Genomic DNA, 17,375 nt, shown 5'->3' on the forward strand with positions numbered 1-17,375 from the left:
AGTGTGGGGGTCGTTTCATATCACGCCATCCGCTTCAGTTTGGGGTCGAGCGCGTCGCGCAGCCCGTCGCCGAGCAGGTTGATCGCGAGCACCGAAATCAGGATCGACAGGCCGGGCATCGTCACGATCCACCATGCGTTGTCGATGTAGTCGCGCGCGGACGCGAGCATCGCGCCCCACTCGGCGGTCGGCGGTTGCACGCCGAGGCCGAGGAAGCCGAGCGCGGCCGCGTCGAGGATCGCCGACGAGAAGCCGAGCGTCGCCTGCACGATCAGCGGCGCCGTGCAATTCGGCAGCACCTGCGAGAACATCAGGCGCAGCGTGCCGGCGCCGGCCACGCGCGACGCGGTCACGTATTCCTTCTGCAGCTCGCCGAGCGCCGACGCGCGCGTGAGGCGCACGTAGGCCGGCAGCGCGACGATCGCGATCGCGAACATCGTGTTGGTGAGGCCGGGGCCGATGATCGCGACGACCGCGACCGCGAGCAGCAGCGACGGCAGCGCGAGCAGCACGTCCATGATGCGCATCACCGGCGTGTCGGCCCACTTCTGGAAGAACGCGGCGACGAGCCCGAGCACGATGCCGGGAATCAGCGCGAGCACGACCGACACGAAGCCGATCCAGAACGACATCCGCGCGCCGAACATCAGCCGCGAAAGAATGTCGCGGCCCGCTTCGTCGGTGCCGAGGACGAACTGCCAGTTGCCGCCGGCGAGCCACGCGGGCGGAATCTTCACGTAGTCGCGGTATTGCTCGACCGGGCTGTGCGGCGCGATCAGCGGCGCGAGCAGCGCGACGACGATCAGCACGAGCACGACGATGCCCGCGCCGACGGCGCCGCGGTTGCGCGAGAAGTTGGCCCAGAACTCGCGCAGCGCGAGCGCACGGCCGCCGGCCGGCGCGGATTCGCTCGGCAGGGTATTTTGCAGATTGCTCATGGGATTACCTCGTGTGGCGGATGCGCGGATTCAGCACGCCGTACAGCAGGTCGACGACCAGGTTCACGACGATCACGAGCGTCGCGATCAACAGGATGCCGCCCTGCACGACCGGATAGTCGCGGCGGCCGATCGCATCGATCAGCCACTTGCCGACGCCGGGCCACGAAAAGAGCGTCTCGGTCAGCACGGCGCCAGCAAGCAGCGTGCCGATCTGCAGGCCGATCACGGTGACGACCGGGATCAGCGCATTGCGCAGCGCATGCACGACGACCACGCGCACGGGCGACAGCCCTTTCGCGCGGGCGGTGCGGATGTAGTCCTCGCGCAGCACCTCGAGCATCGACGAGCGCGTCATCCGCGCGATCACCGCGAGCGGGATCGTGCCGAGCACGATCGCGGGCAGGATCAGGTGGCTCACCGCCGACTTGAACGAGCCTTCGTCGGGCGCGAGCAGCGCGTCGATCAGCATGAAGCCGGTCGGATGCGGGAAGTCGTATTCGACCGCGATGCGCCCCGACACGGGCGTCCAGCCGAGGTACGACGAGAACACCATGATGAGGATCAGCCCCCACCAGAAGATCGGCATCGAGTAGCCGGTGAGCGCGGTGCCCATCACGCCGTGATCGACCACCGAGCCGCGCCGCAGCGCGGCGATCACGCCGGCCGGCAGCCCGACCGCGAGCGCGAACACGAGCGCGCACAGCGACAGCTCGACGGTCGCCGGGAAGCGCGCGAAGAATTCGCCCGCGACGCTCGTGTTGGTGATGATCGACGTGCCGAGGTCGCCGTGCAGCGCCCGGCCGATGTAGTGGAGATACTGCAGCGGCAGCGGCTCGTCGAGCCCGAGGCGTTTCATCGCCTCCGCGTGCATCGCGGGATCGACGCCGCGCTCGCCCATCATCACTTCGATGGGGTCGCCCGGTATCAGGTGAATCAGCGCAAACGCCAGGATGGTGATGCCGATGAAGGTCGGGATCACCATCCCCACGCGGCGCAACACGAATGTGAACATGATGCGTCTCGTATTTTCTTGTGGGAAATGTGCGACCGGCGACGGGAAGCTTTTGGCCTCCCGCCGCCGGATGAGTTAGCCGGTCTTCGCGACAGCTTACGACAGGCGTGTTACTTCACGCTAACCCCGTCGAAGCGGGCATAGCCGAGCGGTTCGATACGCATGTCGACCACGTTCTTGCGCACCGGCTGATAGACCGTCGAGTTCGCGATCGGCGAGAACGGCAGCTGTTGCGCGAAGATCTGCTGCGCCTGCGTGTAGAGCTTCGTGCGCGCGTCCTGGCCCGTCGTCGTGCGGCCCTTCTGGACCAGCTCGTCGAACGGCTTGTAGCACCAGTGCGAGAAGTTGTTGCCCTTGATCGCGTCGCAGCCGAGCAACGTGCCGAGCCAGTTGTCCGGATCGCCGTTGTCGCCCGTCCAGCCGATCAGCATCGTGTCCTGCTCGCCCGAGTGCGCGCGCTTGATGTACTCGCCCCACTCGTACGTGACGATCTTCGCCTTCACGCCGATCTTCGCCCAGTCGGCCTGGATCATCTCGGCCATCAGGCGGGCGTTCGGGTTGTACGCGCGCTGCACGGGCATCGCCCACAGCGTGATCTCGAAACCGTTCGGGAAGCCTGCCTTCGCGAGCAGCGCCTTCGCCTTCGCGGTGTCGTAGGCAGCCATCTTCAGGTTCTTGTCGTACGACCATTGGGTCGGCGGCATCGGCGCGGTCGCGGCCTGGCCGGCGCCCTGGTAGACGGACTCGAGGATCGCCTTCTTGTTAATCGCCATGTCGAGCGCCTGACGCACTTCGAGCTTGTCGACCGGCTTGTGCTCGACGTTGTACGCGAGATAGCCGAGGTTGAAGCCGGCCTGCGACGGCATGTCGACGTTCGAATCGGCCTTCAGCGTCGCGATGTCGGCCGGGCGCGGATAGCTCATCACCTGGCATTCGTTGCGCTTGATCTTCTGCACGCGCACGCCCGGATCCGGCGTGATCGAGAAGATCAGCTTCGACAGCTTCACCGCACCCTTCTTCCAGTAATCAGGATTGCCGTCGAAGCGGATCGTCGCGTCCTTCGTGTAGCTGCGGAAGATGAACGGGCCCGTGCCGATCGGCTTCTGGTTGATGTCGGCGGCCTTGCCGGCCTTCATCAGCTGGTCGCCGTATTCGGCCGACAGGATCGACGCGAATTCCATCGCCATGTTCTGGATGAACGGCGCGTTCGGCTCGGCCAGCGTGAACTTCACGGTGTACGGATCGACCTTCTCGATCTTCGTGATCAGCTTGTCGAGACCCATGTCGGTGAAGTACGGGAACGACACCGGGTACGCCTTGCGAAACGCGTTGTTCGGATCGAGCATGCGCTCGAACGAGAACACGACGTCGTCCGCATTGAATTCGCGCGTCGGCTTGAAGAAGTCGGTCGTGTGGAACTTCACGCCGTGGCGCAGGTGGAACGTGTACACCTTGCCGTCGGACGACACGTCCCACTTCTCGGCGAGGCCGGGCTCGACCTTCGTGCCGCCGCGCTCGAATTCGACGAGGCGGTTGTAGACGGTGAACGTGGCGGCGGTGAAATCGACGCCGGTCGTAAATTGCGCGGAATCGAAACCCGCCGGGCTGCCTTCTGAGCAGTAGACGAGCGTTTTGTTCGGGATCTGTGCGAATGCAGAGCCCGCGACGCCGAGCGATGCCGCTGCCACGCCTGCAATGGCGGTAACACGCAGGGTGTGCAACAGACGGTTGTATTCCATGTTTCCTCCAGGTCTCCAGATCGGAACCGGCCCCGCCAGGGAGCCGGCGTACGCGGATATTACTTGAGCTAGCGATTTTGCAACAAGCTGGAGAAAAAACTCTTCTAGACGCGTGCGCACGGGTTTTTGCGGATGTCTGCCGCGAATGAAAGATGCGAAGACGCGCGCGAGCGACCGTTCCGCTCATCTCGCGCATGTTTCGTTCGACGACTAAACAATTCCGACGCGAACACGAAGGTTCGGCACGCGATTTTCATCGTTGGCCGGACATCGTTGCATTTTGCGAAACGATGCGATGACGGCATTCGAGCCGTCATGCGCTCACGCCGGCGCGTCGAGATCGGCGCTGCGTGCGGGCACGAACGCGACCGCGACGATCGACAACGCGAGCCCCGCCATCACGTAATAGGTCGGCGCGAGCGGCGTGCCCGTGACCTTGATCAGCCACGTGACGATGAACTGGCCGAAGCCGCCGAACAGCATCACCGCGACGTTGTACGCGATCGACAGCCCGGTCGAGCGCACGTTGGCCGGGAACAGCTCGGCGATCATCGCGCCGAACGGCCCGTAGTAGCCCGCGAGCGTCACCGACAGCACGGCCTGTACCGCGATCAGCCGCCCGATGCTCGGCGCCGCGTCGAGCCACGCGAACAGCGGATACATCAGCGCGAGCGTCAGCACGAGCGACCACAACGACAGCCCCTTGCGGCCGATGCGGTCCGACCATGCGCCCGCGACCGGCGACAGCACCACGAGCAGCAGATTGCCGACGATCCCCGCGTAGAACGATTCGGCGTACGGCAGATGCAGCTGCTTCACCGCGAAGGTCGGCAGATAGATGATCAGCGCGTAGATCGTCACGGTCAGTGCGATCACCGAGCCGAACCCGCACAGCACCTCGCGCGGGTGGCGCGTGAACACTTCGCCGAGGGTCGCTCGGCGCGCGCTCTGCTGCGCATGCAGGAACGCTTCGGAATCGTCGAGATTGCGGCGGATGTAGAAACCGATCGGACCGATCACGAGCCCGAGGATGAACGGCACGCGCCAGCCCCAGCTGCGCAGCGCGTCGGGCGACAGCCCGCGCGTGACGGCCGCGCCGACCAGCGCGCCGATCAGCAGCGCGCCCGCCTGGCTCGCCATCTGCCAGCTGCCGTAGAAGCCGCGTTTCGAGAACGGCGCCGCTTCGATCAGCAGCGCCGTCGCGCTGCCGAATTCGCCGCCCGCGGAGAAGCCCTGCAGCAGCCGGCCGAGCACGATCAGGATCGGGCCGCCGATGCCGATCGCCGCGTAGGGCGGCGCGATCGCGAGCAGGAAGATGCCGGCCGTCATCAGCAGGATCACGAGCGACAGCGCGGCCTTGCGGCCCGCGCGGTCCGCGTACAGCCCGAACACGATGCCGCCGATCGGGCGCATGAAGAACGCGACGCCGAACGTCGCGGTGGTGAGCAGCAGCGACGAGTATTCGCTGGAGGTGGGAAAGAACAGCTCGGCGATCACGACCGTCATGAAGCCGAACACCGTGAAGTCGTACCACTCGAGCGCATTGCCGATCACGGCGGCCACCACCGCGCGCCGGTTCAGCGCACGCTCGGGCCGGGCCGTTTTCGTTGAATTCGCAATCGTCGCCATGCGTGCCTCGTCCTCGTGGATTCGCCGTGTCGGGCAGTTCGGCGCGCGGAGTGCCGCGGCGCGCTGGTGTGCAGCGAGTGTAGAAAGCGACGGAACCGTTTTCAAGCAATAAAAAACGCCCGCCATCGAACGACAGCGAGCGTGTTGCGGTTTCCGCCACAATGCGGCATCGCACGATGCCGCACCGGCCTCAACCCATCTTCGAGAAAGCGCTGCACCAGCCCTTCGCCGACACCTGCTTGCCGGGGAACGCGCCGCACGGGCCCGAAGCCGAGCCCTTCTTGCCCTGGTACAGCATGCAGGCCGCACAATCCTGGCCCGCTGCGTATTTCGGGTACTTCGTCTTGTCGACCTTCGTGGCATCGGCCTTGTAGCCGAGTGCCGCCGCGGTCGGATCGGTTTCCGACAGCATCGGCGCATCGGCCAGCGCTTCGCGCGACAGCGCCAGCGCGGACACGGCACCAATGCTCGTGATCAGGAAATTCCGACGGGATGTTTTCATGGGGGACTCGCTCCAACGTTATCGGTTTGAAAGCCGTTCTCGCGACGGCGTTCGACAGAATAACGCCCAAGCGGACAAATGTGCGCGCCGAAATGCCGGAGATAAGGGATTTCACACGGGTTTCGGCCGGCCCGCACGGCGGCGGCCCGTGCGTCACGCGCGCGACACCATGTCGCCGACGCGCTGCGCGAGCGCGAGCGCGGCGGTGAGCCCCGGCGACTCGATGCCGAACAGGTTCACGAGCCCGCGCACGCCGTGCTGCGCGGCGCCCTGCACGATGAAGTCGGCCGGCGGCTCGCCGGGCCCCGCGACCTTCGGCCGGATGCCCGCGTACGCCGGCTGCAGCGCATCGTCGGGCAGGCCCGGCCAGAATGCGCGGATCGACGTGTAGAACGCGCCCGCGCGCGCCGGATCGACTTCGTAGCGCAGCGAATCGCACCATTCGACGTCCGGGCCGAAGCGCGCCTGCCCGCCGAGATCGAGCGTCAGGTGCACGCCGAGCCCCGCGCGATCGGGCATCGGATAGATCAGGTGCGAGAACGGCGCACGGCGCGACAGGCTGAAATAATTGCCGCGCGCGAGATAGAGCGGCGGCACCCAGCGCGGATCGAGGCCGCGCGTGCGGCGCGCGAGCGCCTGCGCACCGAGGCCCGCGCTGTTGATCACGCAGGTGGCGTCGATCTCGGCCGGCGCGGCGCCGCCGGTGCGCACGATGAAGCGCCCGCCGCGCAGCACGTCGATCGCTTCGACCGGAGATTGCAGCGCGCACACGGCGCCGTCGCGTTCCGCATCGCCGAGCAGCGCGAGCATCAACTGGTGGCTGTCGACGATGCCCGTCGACGGCGAGAACAGCGCCTCCACGCATTCGAGTGCGGGCTCGAGCGTCTGCGCTTCCGCACGCGTGAGCGGCAGCAGGTCGAGCACGCCGTTTTCGGCCGCGCGCGCGGCGATCGCCGTCAACTGCTTCACCTGCGCGGCGCTCGTCGCGACGAGCAGCTTGCCCGTGCGCCGGTGCGGCACGTGATGCGTGTCGCAGAATTCGTACAGCAGGTCGCGCCCGCGCACGCACGACACCGCCTTCAGCGACCCGCGCGGATAGTAGAGCCCCGCGTGAATCACCTCGCTGTTGCGCGAGCTCGTGCCCGTGCCGATCGCGTCGGCGGCCTCGAGCACGATCGTTTCACGCCCGCGCGCGGCGAGCTCGCGCGCAATCGCCAGACCGACGACACCCGCGCCGATCACGACACAATCCGTCTGCTCCATGGCTTTTCGCGCTGCTCGCGCGTCGAAGGGAGAGAGAAGAATTGTACGTCCCGGTTCGCCCGCTTGCCGAACGCGTGCGCATCGCGTCGCGCGCGATGCGGCCCACCGCGCAACGAACGCCACGCGCGCACGCGCTGCCGTGCGCGCGTGGCCGCGTCAGAAGCCGATCGGCCGGCGCTTCGCCGCGCCTTCGTCGGCGCGGATGTCGGCCGGCGCGATCGCGTCGCGGCCGTCGAGCCGCGCGGCGCCGAACGCGTGCAGCAGCGCGCGGCGCATCGTGCGCGGCGGCGTCGCGGCCAGCACGTCGAGCGCATCGTCGCCGAGCGTATCGGGAAAGCGCCGCCCCCACGCATGCGACGTGCGGATCTCGTCGTAGATCGTCTGCGCGATCCGGCGCGCGCCGGCCGCATCGGGCGGCGCGATCTCGTACACGTTCATCCGGTTGAGCAGCGGCTCGGGAATCGCGTGCGCATCGTTCGCGGTCGCGATCCAGATCACGTTGCCCGCGTTGATCGGCACTTCCGCGAATTCGTCGACGAAGGCGCGCGCCGTGTCGTGCTCGAGCAACGCATACAGCGCACCGAGCGGATCGTATTGCGCATCGCTGCCGGCCTTGTCGATCTCGTCGACCGCGATCACCGGGTTCGCATAGCTGCCGTTCACGAGCGCGTCGAACACCTTGCCGGGCTTCGCGTTCTTCCATTGCGACGACGCGCCCGACAGGATCCAGCCGGCCGTCAGCGAACTCATCGGCACGTAGTGGTACGCGGTGCCGAGCAGGTGCGCGAGCGCCTTCGCGAAATGCGTCTTGCCGATCCCGGGCGGCCCGAGCAGCAGGATCGGCATCAGTTCGAGCCGGTCGTCCGTTTCGAGACACAGCGCGATCTGCTTGCGTACGTCATCGAGCGGCTCGCCGAAATTCGGCAACGCTTCGCCGAGCGCGTCGAACGACGGCATCCGGTTCGGCTTCACGCAGAAGCGCAGATTCCCCGTCTTGAGCATCCTCTCGTAGGTCGAGCGCAGGGCGTCGCTCGCGCTCTCGTTCAGGTCGCTCAGCGCCGTCTCGACCTGCTCGAGGTCGTACACCGTGCTGAAGGACGCCACCGCCAGTTCCTGTTTCACCATCGCCGTCGTCATACCTGCCTCGCTGCACTTGCCGTCACACACTCATCAGACCCTTACGAATTCAGTGTAGCGATCCCGCATCGCCATGCAAGCAAGCAGCCGGGCGCGTCTGCTGCTAACAGCGCGCGCCCGCTGCACGCTCGTGCGTCGCGGCGTATGATCGAAAATTCACAAGGCTCGCGCCGGGCTCGCCGATGGCGCCCGCGCGCCGCGCGCACACTGCCGCGCACCTCGCCTGACGCCTCGCCCGAAGGGTTGCCGATGTCCGTCCCCGCTGCTTCTCCGCGCGTCGACTCCGACGCGATCCGTTCCGTCGATGCCGTCGACGCCGCGCTCAAGTCGCGTCGTTCGGTCCGGGCGTTCCTGCCGACGCCCGTGCCGCGCGACACGATCGAGGCGATCCTCGAAGCCGCGAGCCGCGCGCCGTCGGGCACCAACATCCAGCCATGGCGCGTGTACGTCGCGACGGGCGCCACGCGCGACGCACTCGCCACCGCGCTCACCGCGGCCTACGACGATCCGGCGCGCGACGAGAAATACGTCGCCGAATACGACTACTACCCGCGCGAATGGGTGTCGCCGTATATCGACCGGCGCCGCAAGGTCGGCTGGGATCTGTACGGCCTGTTGAACATCCGCCGCGACGAGAAGGCGCGCATGCACGCGCAGCACAGGCGCAATTTCCGTTTCTTCGATGCGCCGGTCGCGCTGTTCTTCACGCTGGACCGGGTCATGACACGTGGCGCGTGGCTCGATTGCGGGATGTTCCTGCAAGGCGTGATGACGGCCGCGCGCGCCCGCGGCCTCGATACCTGCCCGCAGGCCGCGTTCGTGCCGTTTCACCGGATCGTCGCCGACCACCTCGGCATTCCACCGAACGAACAGTTCGTCTGCGGGATGGCGCTCGGCCATGCCGACCCCGACGCGATCGAGAACCGTCTCGTCACCGAGCGCGCGAGGGTCGCCGAGTTCACGCGCTTTTTCGCTTGAAAACGCATGACGCGGCCTTACCTGCCGAGCAGGACCGCATCGTGCTGCGAACCTGTCGCGGCACGTCCCGTCACATCGCGACCGAAATCGATCGGGCGTAAGATGTGCGTCCGTTCCCCGCTATCCCGCGTTTCCGGAGACGTTTCATGCTGAAACACGGCCTGGCCGTCCTGCTTGCGAGCGTCGTGCTCGCCGCCCATGCGCAGAGCCCCGCGCCGGCCGTCGTCGCATGGGAAATCCAGGTGGTGCGCGACGATCAGACGATCGACACGTTCCAGCAAAACACCACCGTGGGCCAGTCCCGCACCGATACCCATCGCTATCCGGCCTCCGTGCCGGTGGGCTGCGGCAACGCCGCGCGCGTCGTGCCGACCGAGCGCTCGCGCTCGGTGACGGTCGCCCCGCTCGCCGTCGACGCCAACGCGAACACCGTGTCGCTCGGGCTCGACGTGCAGGAAACGCTCGACGACGAAAACGCCACGCGCGGCGATCCGTGCTTGCCCGCGTCGCCGCGGCAAATCGTCGCGAGCCACCCCGGCCTGTCGGTCGGCGGCGACGCCTGGACCGACTGGACGCTCGTCGAGCAGCATCCGCATCTCGTCTACCGCGTGCGCGCGCACGTCGCGAAGGACTGAACCTCATGTCCGCCGACGCCCTCTCCCTGCCGTTCGCCGAACCGCACGCCGCGCCCGACGAAATCACCGCCGTCAGCTGGAACCTGCACAAGGGCCGCTCGCCGCTCGGCTTCACCGCGTGGAACGCGATGCGCAACTGGATGCAGTCGATGCACGCCGACGTGTATTTCCTGCAGGAAGCAATGGCGCGTCGCATGCCGCGCCCGATGCTCGCACCGGGCTTCGGCGCGCCGATGGACGACACGGTCGACGACGTGTGGCATTGCCAGGCCACCGAGATCGCGCAGGCGCTCGACTGGCAGATCGCGCTCGGGCCGAACGTGTTCAAGCCGTCGTGGCGGCACGGCAACGCGATCCTGTCGCCGCATCCGCTCGACCTCGGCGGCCGCTGGGACATCTCCGCGCACCGCTTCGAGCGGCGCGGGCTGCTGGTCGCGCGCGCGACGCTGGCGGGCGCGCGCCCGGTCACGCTGCTGTGCGCGCACCTCGCGCTCACGCGCGCCGCGCGGCTGCGCCAGATGCACTGGATCGCGCACTGGATCGAGCGCAACGCGGGCGACGGCCCGCTGATGCTCGCCGGCGACTTCAACGACTGGCGCAACGATTCCGTCGCGCTGTTCGGCGAGATCGGGCTGTCCGAGGTCGCGACGCTCCTCGGCGAATCGGGCCGCACGTTCCCCGCGTTCTCGCCGGCGCTCGCGCTCGACAAGATGTTCGTGCGCGGCCTGACGCCGCTCGAATGGCGCGCGCCGTCCGGCGAAGCCGCGTGGCTGTCGGACCACCTGCCGTACATCGCGCGCCTGCGCCTCGATCCGCAGTAACCCGCCGGACGGCCGCGCCCCCTCGGTCACGGCGCCGCCGGAGCGCCTGGGCCCCGGCGCGAAACGGGCGGCCCATCGCCGAAAGCCCGTTGCAAGGTTGTGTTGCGCCAAATCCGCGCAGCCGCGGGGGTCAAGCCCGCGATCCGCGTCAACAGGGTAAAATAACGAGTTCCTCAAACGTCTGTCATCGAGAAGGCGCGTGTCCGACGCGCCGGCCGGCCGATCCGCGATCGAGCCGTCGCACTCGGTTTTTTTGCCCGTTTTTGGGCCCGTTACACGCGTTCGCCACGCGCGTCCGTTTTCAAAGCCATGAGCAAATACGACACCGCCACCGTCCAATCCGTCCATCACTGGACCGACACGCTTTTCAGCTTCACCTGCACCCGTGAGGCGAGCCTGCGCTTCAACAACGGCGAATTCACGATGGTCGGCCTCGAAGTCGACGGCAAGCCGCTCGCGCGCGCCTACTCGATCGTCAGCCCGAACTACGAAGAGCATCTCGAATTCTTCAGCATCAAGGTGCAGAACGGCCCGCTGACCTCGCGCCTGCAACACCTGAAGGTGGGCGACACGGTGCTGATCGGCAAGAAGCCGACGGGCACGCTGGTGGCCGACAACCTGCTGCCGGGCAAGACGCTGTGGATGCTGTCGACGGGCACGGGCCTCGCGCCGTTCATGTCGATCATCCGCGATCCGGACATCTACGACCGCTTCGACAAGGTGATCCTGACCCACACGTGCCGCCTGAAGGGCGAGCTCGCGTACATGGACTACATCAAGCACGACCTGCCGGGCCACGAGTACCTGGGCGACATCATCAAGGAAAAGCTCGTCTACTACCCGACGGTCACGCGCGAAGCGTTCGACAACGAAGGCCGGATCACCGACCTGATCGCGACGGGCAAGCTGTTCACGGATCTCGGCGTGCCGGCGTTCTCGCCGGAAAACGACCGCGTGATGCTGTGCGGCAGCACCGCGATGCTGAAGGACACGACCGAGTTGCTGAAGCAGGCCGGCCTCGTCGAAGGCAAGAATAGCGCGCCGGGCCACTACGTGATCGAGCGCGCATTCGTGGACTGATCGATCCCCCAATTTGCGCATCATCAAGAACCGGAGCGAAAGCTCCGGTTTTTTTTCGTCCCCACTTGGCGAATTCGTAACAAACTGGGACCATTCCATCTCAAATAGTTACATTTTGATACGTCATCGCCGGGTGTTCGGGTGTCAGTGTTTTTCCTACAACACCTTCATTCCGATTATTCACATTTACCCTTAAATGACCGCCTGACATGACCTTTTCGGAAATTTTGAGATATTATTCGGCCCGCGTGGTCGTCGTTCCGATGTGGGTGCAAGGGTCGGATGCAAGTGTTACAAGACGTAACTTTTGTTACTTCGGCATGGAACGATTCTCTGGCGGCGACCGTCATCGAAACGGCAGCCAGTCCACGCAGCCAGCCGGTGTCTGAACCGCTTTCTGACAGCAGGGAGAGTCATGGATACGTCGCTTAACGCGCCCTTGGGCGCCCACGCCCCGTTCCCGTCACGGCAGCGCATGCCCGGCCGCGCTGCTACTCCGCCCATGGCCGACGAAGCGTCGAAGCGCGACGCGTCCGCCGCCCGGATCGCGGCACTTTCCGCCCAGCTTCTCGCCGCCGACGAAGCGGCCCGCCGCCATTTGGCCGGCGAGCTGCACGACGGGCTCGGCGCCGAATTGACCGCCGCCCGCTTCGCACTCGCAAACGTTCAAACGTGGCTGCCGGCCGATGCGCCGGAAGCCTGCCTGCGCGCGCTGACGCTGGCGCAGCAGGCGCTCGACGCCGCGACCGACGCGAATCGCCGGCTCATCGACGAGCGCGACACGCCGGCACTCGATGGCGGCATGGTCGGCGCGCTGTCGTCGTGGATCGACACCCATGCGGCGCGCACGGGCCTGCGCACGAGCTTCGTGTGCGCGGCCGACGCGCGCCTGACGCAGCTCGCCGGCGCCAGCGCGCTCGCGGTGTTCCGCGTCGCGCAGGAAGCGCTGTCGAACGTCGCGAAACATGCGCGCGCGACGTCGGTCGACGTCCGGATCGTCACCGACGGCACATATCTGTCGCTGAGTGTCGCCGACGATGGGACCGGTTTCGCCCGGCGCCGCCGCAGCGGCTACGGCCTGGCCGGCATGCGCGCCCGCTGCGAGGCGTTCGGCGGCAGCTTCGAGACGGCCACGCCGGCGACCGGCCGCGGCACGCGCGTCACCGCGCGCTTCGCATGGGCTTCGCTGCTCGCGGTGCCCGTTGCGGCACGCCGCACGTCGCTTTCGTGAGGTCGCGATGAGCCTGAACATCCTGCTCGTGGACGATCACGCGATCGTCCGGCAAGGGATCCGCCAGTTGCTGATCGACCGCGGCGTCGCGCGCGACGTGACCGAGGCCGAGTGCGGCGGCGACGCGATGGCCGCCGTCGACAAGCAGGAATTCGACGTGATCCTGCTCGACATCTCGCTGCCCGACACGAACGGCATCGAGGTGCTCAAGCGCCTCAAGCGCAAGCCGACGCGCGCGCCGGTGCTGATGTTCTCGATGTACCGCGAGGACCAGTACGCGGTGCGCGCGCTGAAGGCCGGCGCGGCCGGCTACCTGTCGAAGACGGTCAACGCCGCGCAGATGATCGGCGCGATCCAGCAGGTCGCGGCCGGCCGCAAGTACGTGAGCCCCGCGATGGCCGAGGCGCTCGCCGAATACGTATCGTTCGAGAACGAACCGCTGCCGCACGAGAAGCTGTCGGATCGCGAATACCAGACGCTCTGCATGCTCGCGTCGGGCAAGCGGCTCACCGATATCGCGAACACGCTGTCGCTGTCGGTGAAGACGGTGAGCGTGTATCGGTCGCGGCTGCTCGAGAAGATGCGGCTGTCGAACAACGCGGAACTCACGTTCTACGTGATGAGCAACCGGCTCGTCGACATGGCGCCCGCGGCCGGCGCCTGATTCCCGGCCGACTCGAATTCGTCCGATCCGGCGTAGCAGCGCACGCCGGGCCGCGCCCAGCCGCGCCCGTTTCGCGCACAAACGCTTGTTTTATCGGACGATTGCGCCGCGCGCCGCTGCGCCGCCGCGGGGCTGGCACGCCAAATCGGCTAAAATTATGGGTTTTCACTTAGTTGGCGCGCCGTGCCTGCGCGTGCCGGCGATTCATCCGCAATGTCCCTCTTCCGCAAGAAAAACGTCGATCGCATGATCGCCGGCGCGCAAGCCGCCGGGCTCAAGAAAGCGCTCGGCGCGATCGACCTCACCTTCCTCGGCATCGGCGCGATCATCGGCACCGGCATCTTCGTGCTGACCGGCACCGGCGCCGTCCAGGCCGGCCCGGCGCTGATGCTGTCGTTCGTGATCGCCGCGATCGCGTGCGGCCTCGCCGCGCTGTCGTACGCGGAGTTCGCCTCGACGATCCCCGTCGCCGGCTCGATCTACACGTATTCGTACGCGACGCTCGGCGAGCTCGTCGCGTGGATCATCGGCTGGGATCTGATGCTCGAGTACGGCCTCGCGTCGTCGGCCGTGTCGGTCGGCTGGTCGGGCTACCTGCAGTCGCTGCTGCAGGGCTTCGGGCTGTCGCTGCCGGCCGTGCTGACGGCCGCGCCCGGCGCGGTGCCAGGCGTCACCACGTGGTTCAACCTGCCCGCGTTCCTCGTGATGATCGTGATCACGACGCTGCTGTCGATCGGCATCCGCGAGTCGACCCGCATCAACAACATCATGGTGTTCATCAAGGTGTCGGTCGTGCTGCTCGTGATCGCGGTCGGCGTGTTCCACGTGACGCCCGCGAACTGGAAGCCGTTCATGCCGCACGGCTGGAACGGCGTGTTCGGCGCGGCGGCCGTGATGTTCTTCGCGTTCATCGGCTTCGACGCGGTGTCGTCGGCGGCCGAGGAAGTGAAGAATCCGAAACGCGACCTGCCGATCGGCATCATCGCGTCGCTCGCGGTGTGCGCGGTGCTGTACGTGACGGTCGCCGCGGTCGCGACCGGCATCGTGCCGTCGGCCCAGTACGCGAACATCTCGCACCCGATCTCGTACGCGCTGCAGGTCGCCGGCGCGAAGTGGGTGGCGGGCTTCATCGATCTCGGCGCGGTGCTCGGCATGCTGACCGTGATCCTCGTGATGAGCTACGGCCAGACGCGCGTGATCTTCGCGATGTCGCGCGACGGGCTGCTGCCGGCCGCGCTGTCGCGCGTGCATCCGCGTTTTGCGACGCCGTTCCTGACGACCTGGCTGGTCGGCCTGTTCTTCGGGCTGATCGCCGCGCTCGTGCCGCTCAACGTGCTCGCCGAGCTGATCAACATCGGCACGCTCGCGGCATTCTCGATGGTGTCGATCGCCGTGCTCGTGCTGCGCCGCACGCACCCCGAACTGCCGCGCGCGTTCCGCTGCCCGGGCGTGCCCGTGGTGCCGATCCTCGCGGTCGCGTCGTGCCTGTTCCTGATGCTGAACCTGCAGCCCGTCACGTGGGCCGCGTTCGGCATCTGGCTCGTGATCGGCCTCGTGATCTACGCGCTGTACTCGCGGCACCACTCGAAGCTCGCGCACGGCCACCCCGACGTGCGCTGAGCGCCGTCATGGCGCGCCTTCCGCGGTGCGCCATGACGAACCCACGCGGGGCCGGCACCGGCTCCGCACGCCCCTCTCTCCCGCACTCTCGGCCACCGCACGATCACTGTCCGATCGTCGCGATGTCTTGCCCGATCCTCCGGATTTGCCTGCACCCGCCGGCGCGCCGCCTGCACGCGCGCGCCGCGCGGTTCATAATTCCGCCATCGAACGACGGCGCCGCGCGGCGGGCCGTCCGGCAACAGGAAAAAACGATGGAAAGCGTCGATCTCGATGTACTGAAATCCAGCGCGCGCTGGCTCGAAGAAGGGCGCCGCGTGCTGCTCGTGACGGTCGTGAAGACGTGGGGCTCGTCGCCGCGCCCCGAAGGCGCGATGCTCGCGGTGCGCGAGGACGGCCTGGTGGTCGGCTCCGTGTCCGGCGGGTGCATCGAGGACGACCTGATCGCCCGCGTGCATGCGAGCGGCATCGCGGCCGATGCGCGCCCGGAAGCGCTCAAGTACGGCGTGACGGCCGAGGAAGCGCACCGCTTCGGGCTGCCTTGCGGCGGCACGATCCAGCTCGTGCTCGAACCGCTCACGCGCGACAGCGGGATCGCCGCGCTGTGCGCGGAGGTCGAGGCCGGCCGCCTCGTCACGCGCACGATGACGCTCGCGACCGGCCGCGCATCGCTGTCGCCCGCGCAGGCGACCGACGGGCTCGCTTTCGACGGCGAACGGCTCGTGACGATCCACGGGCCGCGCTACCGGATGCTCGTGATCGGCGCCGGCCAGTTGTCGCGCTATCTGTGCCAGATCGCGGTCGGGCTCGACTACCAGGTGACGGTCTGCGATCCGCGCGAGGAATACACGGATGCGTGGGACGTGCCGGGCACGCGCGTCGTCCACACGATGCCCGACGATACGGTGCTCGACATGAAGCTCGATGCGCGTTCGGCCGTGATCGCGCTCACGCACGACCCGAAGCTCGACGATCTCGCGCTGATGGAGGCGCTGAAGACGCCCGCGTTCTACGTGGGCGCGCTCGGCTCGCGGCGCAACAACGCGGCGCGGCGCGAGCGGCTGCGCGAATTCGATCTGAACGAAGTGGAACTGGCCCGGCTGCACGGGCCGGCCGGCATCTACATCGGCAGCCGGACGCCGCCGGAAATCGCGATCTCGATCCTCGCCGAGATCACCGCCGCGAAGAACAACGTGTCGCTGCCGACGATCCTGCAGGTCGAAGGCGCGAAGGCCGCGCGCGAAATCGCGGCGAACAGCGGCGCGGCCTGCGGGCTCTGACCCGCGGCGGCGGGCGGTAACGCTCGGGTCGGGCTCGGCCGCATGCCGCTGCCCCGGCGCGGACGTCGCTCAGGTCAGGCCGGCCGCCAGCGCGGCGGCAACCGAACCGACCACCAGCACGACGCCGACCGTGCGGCGCTTGTTCAGCTCGGTCCACAGCAGCACGCCCGTCAGCGACAGCAGGATCAGCGAGCCTGCGATCGTATCCATCAGCAGCACCCAGCCGAGATTCATCCCGACACCGCGATGCAGGTTGTTCAGCGTCGTCAGGAACGTGTTGCCCGTGCGTTTCACCGACACGTAGCCGTTGCCGACCCAATACTCGGCCTGCAGGTTCTGGTGCGGCCCGAACACGCCGAATTGCCAGTGCTCGGGCTGCATCACGCGCTTGTCGCCCCACGCGACGGCCTGCGCGGGTTCCTTGCGCATGCGGCCCGGCTTGCCGTCGAAATGCAGCTCCTGCTGCAGCCATTTCGTCATCGCGGCGGGCATCTTCGGCACCGGATCCGGCAGCGCGATCTGCATCTCCTCGACCTGCGGCTCGCCGGTCGAAATCTTCAGCGGCGGTGCGCGGTGGTTCAGCAGCACGCCGGTCACGCCGAACAGCAGCCCAAGCACCGCGCCCCACAGCCCGACCCAGCCGTGCACCTTGCGCAGCCACTTGATGAAGGTCGCGCGCCGCGAGCGCTGACGGCGCGCGGCCAGCTCGTCGCCGTTCAGCGGGCGGCCCGCCGGGTGCAGTACCGTGATGCCGGCGCGCGGCATGCCCGTCTTGGGCGGGTCGATCGTTTCGGGCGCGTTCACGCGAAAGTATCCATTCGTTCAAAACGACGGGCGGCGCGC

The 17,375-nt window shown here is 67.4% G+C and carries 16 protein-coding genes; 8 read left to right on the plus strand and 8 right to left on the minus strand.

Annotation, left to right across the window (positions count from 1 at the left end):
* Positions 1-20: 20 nt before the first annotated feature.
* From CFB46_RS03400 to CFB46_RS03430, 7 genes are all read right to left on the minus strand, one after another.
* Positions 21-938, minus strand: a complete 918-nt coding sequence (locus CFB46_RS03400) for an ABC transporter permease subunit (RefSeq protein ID WP_089499267.1) — start codon at positions 936-938, stop codon at positions 21-23.
* A gap of 4 nt (positions 939-942) precedes the next feature.
* Complete coding sequence (locus CFB46_RS03405; RefSeq protein ID WP_027785692.1) at positions 943-1,953, minus strand: ABC transporter permease subunit; 1,011 nt, start codon at positions 1,951-1,953, stop codon at positions 943-945.
* A 110-nt stretch (positions 1,954-2,063) separates the two neighbouring features.
* Positions 2,064-3,692 (minus strand): ABC transporter substrate-binding protein, encoded by a 1,629-nt coding sequence (locus CFB46_RS03410; protein ID WP_089499268.1) that lies wholly within the window; start codon positions 3,690-3,692, stop codon positions 2,064-2,066.
* A gap of 321 nt (positions 3,693-4,013) precedes the next feature.
* On the minus strand, positions 4,014-5,321 hold the full coding sequence (locus CFB46_RS03415) for an MFS transporter (RefSeq protein WP_027785694.1): 1,308 nt from the start codon (positions 5,319-5,321) through the stop codon (positions 4,014-4,016).
* A 190-nt stretch (positions 5,322-5,511) separates the two neighbouring features.
* A complete protein-coding gene (locus CFB46_RS03420) occupies positions 5,512-5,823 on the minus strand; it encodes a high-potential iron-sulfur protein (protein WP_089499269.1) in 312 nt (103 codons plus the stop codon).
* A gap of 153 nt (positions 5,824-5,976) precedes the next feature.
* The gene (locus tag CFB46_RS03425) at positions 5,977-7,086 is read right to left on the minus strand and encodes an NAD(P)/FAD-dependent oxidoreductase (RefSeq protein ID WP_089499270.1); all 1,110 of its coding nucleotides are present in this window, start codon (positions 7,084-7,086) and stop codon (positions 5,977-5,979) included.
* 156 nt (positions 7,087-7,242) lie between these two features.
* The gene (locus CFB46_RS03430; RefSeq protein ID WP_027785697.1) at positions 7,243-8,223 is read right to left on the minus strand and encodes an AAA family ATPase; all 981 of its coding nucleotides are present in this window, start codon (positions 8,221-8,223) and stop codon (positions 7,243-7,245) included.
* A gap of 249 nt (positions 8,224-8,472) precedes the next feature.
* Between CFB46_RS03430 and CFB46_RS03435 the strand changes: the two genes are divergently transcribed.
* The 8 genes from CFB46_RS03435 to CFB46_RS03470 all read left to right on the plus strand — a co-directional run bounded on the left by CFB46_RS03435 (position 8,473) and on the right by CFB46_RS03470 (position 16,532).
* Positions 8,473-9,201, plus strand: coding sequence for a nitroreductase (locus tag CFB46_RS03435; RefSeq protein WP_089499271.1), 729 nt, complete (start codon positions 8,473-8,475; stop codon positions 9,199-9,201).
* Positions 9,202-9,347: 146 nt separating this feature from the next.
* Positions 9,348-9,836 carry a hypothetical protein gene (locus tag CFB46_RS03440; protein WP_089499272.1) on the plus strand — a complete coding sequence of 163 codons (489 nt, stop codon included), beginning with the start codon at positions 9,348-9,350 and terminating at the stop codon, positions 9,834-9,836.
* 5 nt (positions 9,837-9,841) lie between these two features.
* Positions 9,842-10,657 (plus strand): endonuclease/exonuclease/phosphatase family protein, encoded by an 816-nt coding sequence (locus tag CFB46_RS03445; RefSeq protein ID WP_027785700.1) that lies wholly within the window; start codon positions 9,842-9,844, stop codon positions 10,655-10,657.
* Between the two features lie 309 nt (positions 10,658-10,966).
* On the plus strand, positions 10,967-11,737 hold the full coding sequence (locus tag CFB46_RS03450; RefSeq protein ID WP_027785701.1) for a ferredoxin--NADP reductase: 771 nt from the start codon (positions 10,967-10,969) through the stop codon (positions 11,735-11,737).
* 415 nt (positions 11,738-12,152) lie between these two features.
* On the plus strand, positions 12,153-12,968 hold the full coding sequence (rqpS, locus tag CFB46_RS03455; RefSeq protein ID WP_089499273.1) for a quorum system sensor histidine kinase RqpS: 816 nt from the start codon (positions 12,153-12,155) through the stop codon (positions 12,966-12,968).
* A gap of 7 nt (positions 12,969-12,975) precedes the next feature.
* Complete coding sequence (gene rqpR / locus CFB46_RS03460; RefSeq protein ID WP_027785703.1) at positions 12,976-13,632, plus strand: response regulator transcription factor RqpR; 657 nt, start codon at positions 12,976-12,978, stop codon at positions 13,630-13,632.
* Between the two features lie 213 nt (positions 13,633-13,845).
* Positions 13,846-15,252: an amino acid permease gene (locus tag CFB46_RS03465; RefSeq protein WP_089499274.1), complete on the plus strand. Its 1,407-nt coding sequence runs from the start codon at positions 13,846-13,848 to the stop codon at positions 15,250-15,252.
* 254 nt (positions 15,253-15,506) lie between these two features.
* Positions 15,507-16,532 (plus strand): XdhC family protein, encoded by a 1,026-nt coding sequence (locus tag CFB46_RS03470; protein WP_089499330.1) that lies wholly within the window; start codon positions 15,507-15,509, stop codon positions 16,530-16,532.
* A gap of 69 nt (positions 16,533-16,601) precedes the next feature.
* Here CFB46_RS03470 and CFB46_RS03475 read toward each other — a convergent pair whose 3' ends face one another.
* Positions 16,602-17,336 (minus strand): PepSY-associated TM helix domain-containing protein, encoded by a 735-nt coding sequence (locus tag CFB46_RS03475; protein WP_089499275.1) that lies wholly within the window; start codon positions 17,334-17,336, stop codon positions 16,602-16,604.
* Positions 17,337-17,375: the final 39 nt, after the last annotated feature.

It is taken from the genome of Burkholderia sp. HI2761 (genome assembly GCF_002223355.1).
In the GTDB taxonomy this organism is placed as follows: domain Bacteria; phylum Pseudomonadota; class Gammaproteobacteria; order Burkholderiales; family Burkholderiaceae; genus Burkholderia.

What these genes read in the sequence shown, in the direction of transcription:
- CFB46_RS03400 (WP_089499267.1), bottom strand. Translation starts at nt 938, where the DNA reads ATGAGCAATCTGCAAAATACCCTGCCGAGCGAATCCGCGCCGGCCGGC.
- CFB46_RS03405 (WP_027785692.1), bottom strand. Translation starts at nt 1,953, where the DNA reads ATGTTCACATTCGTGTTGCGCCGCGTGGGGATGGTGATCCCGACCTTC.
- CFB46_RS03410 (WP_089499268.1), bottom strand. Translation starts at nt 3,692, where the DNA reads ATGGAATACAACCGTCTGTTGCACACCCTGCGTGTTACCGCCATTGCA.
- CFB46_RS03415 (WP_027785694.1), bottom strand. Translation starts at nt 5,321, where the DNA reads ATGGCGACGATTGCGAATTCAACGAAAACGGCCCGGCCCGAGCGTGCG.
- CFB46_RS03420 (WP_089499269.1), bottom strand. Translation starts at nt 5,823, where the DNA reads ATGAAAACATCCCGTCGGAATTTCCTGATCACGAGCATTGGTGCCGTG.
- CFB46_RS03425 (WP_089499270.1), bottom strand. Translation starts at nt 7,086, where the DNA reads ATGGAGCAGACGGATTGTGTCGTGATCGGCGCGGGTGTCGTCGGTCTG.
- CFB46_RS03430 (WP_027785697.1), bottom strand. Translation starts at nt 8,223, where the DNA reads ATGACGACGGCGATGGTGAAACAGGAACTGGCGGTGGCGTCCTTCAGC.
- CFB46_RS03435 (WP_089499271.1), top strand. Translation starts at nt 8,473, where the DNA reads ATGTCCGTCCCCGCTGCTTCTCCGCGCGTCGACTCCGACGCGATCCGT.
- CFB46_RS03440 (WP_089499272.1), top strand. Translation starts at nt 9,348, where the DNA reads ATGCTGAAACACGGCCTGGCCGTCCTGCTTGCGAGCGTCGTGCTCGCC.
- CFB46_RS03445 (WP_027785700.1), top strand. Translation starts at nt 9,842, where the DNA reads ATGTCCGCCGACGCCCTCTCCCTGCCGTTCGCCGAACCGCACGCCGCG.
- CFB46_RS03450 (WP_027785701.1), top strand. Translation starts at nt 10,967, where the DNA reads ATGAGCAAATACGACACCGCCACCGTCCAATCCGTCCATCACTGGACC.
- rqpS (WP_089499273.1), top strand. Translation starts at nt 12,153, where the DNA reads ATGGATACGTCGCTTAACGCGCCCTTGGGCGCCCACGCCCCGTTCCCG.
- rqpR (WP_027785703.1), top strand. Translation starts at nt 12,976, where the DNA reads ATGAGCCTGAACATCCTGCTCGTGGACGATCACGCGATCGTCCGGCAA.
- CFB46_RS03465 (WP_089499274.1), top strand. Translation starts at nt 13,846, where the DNA reads ATGTCCCTCTTCCGCAAGAAAAACGTCGATCGCATGATCGCCGGCGCG.
- CFB46_RS03470 (WP_089499330.1), top strand. Translation starts at nt 15,507, where the DNA reads ATGGAAAGCGTCGATCTCGATGTACTGAAATCCAGCGCGCGCTGGCTC.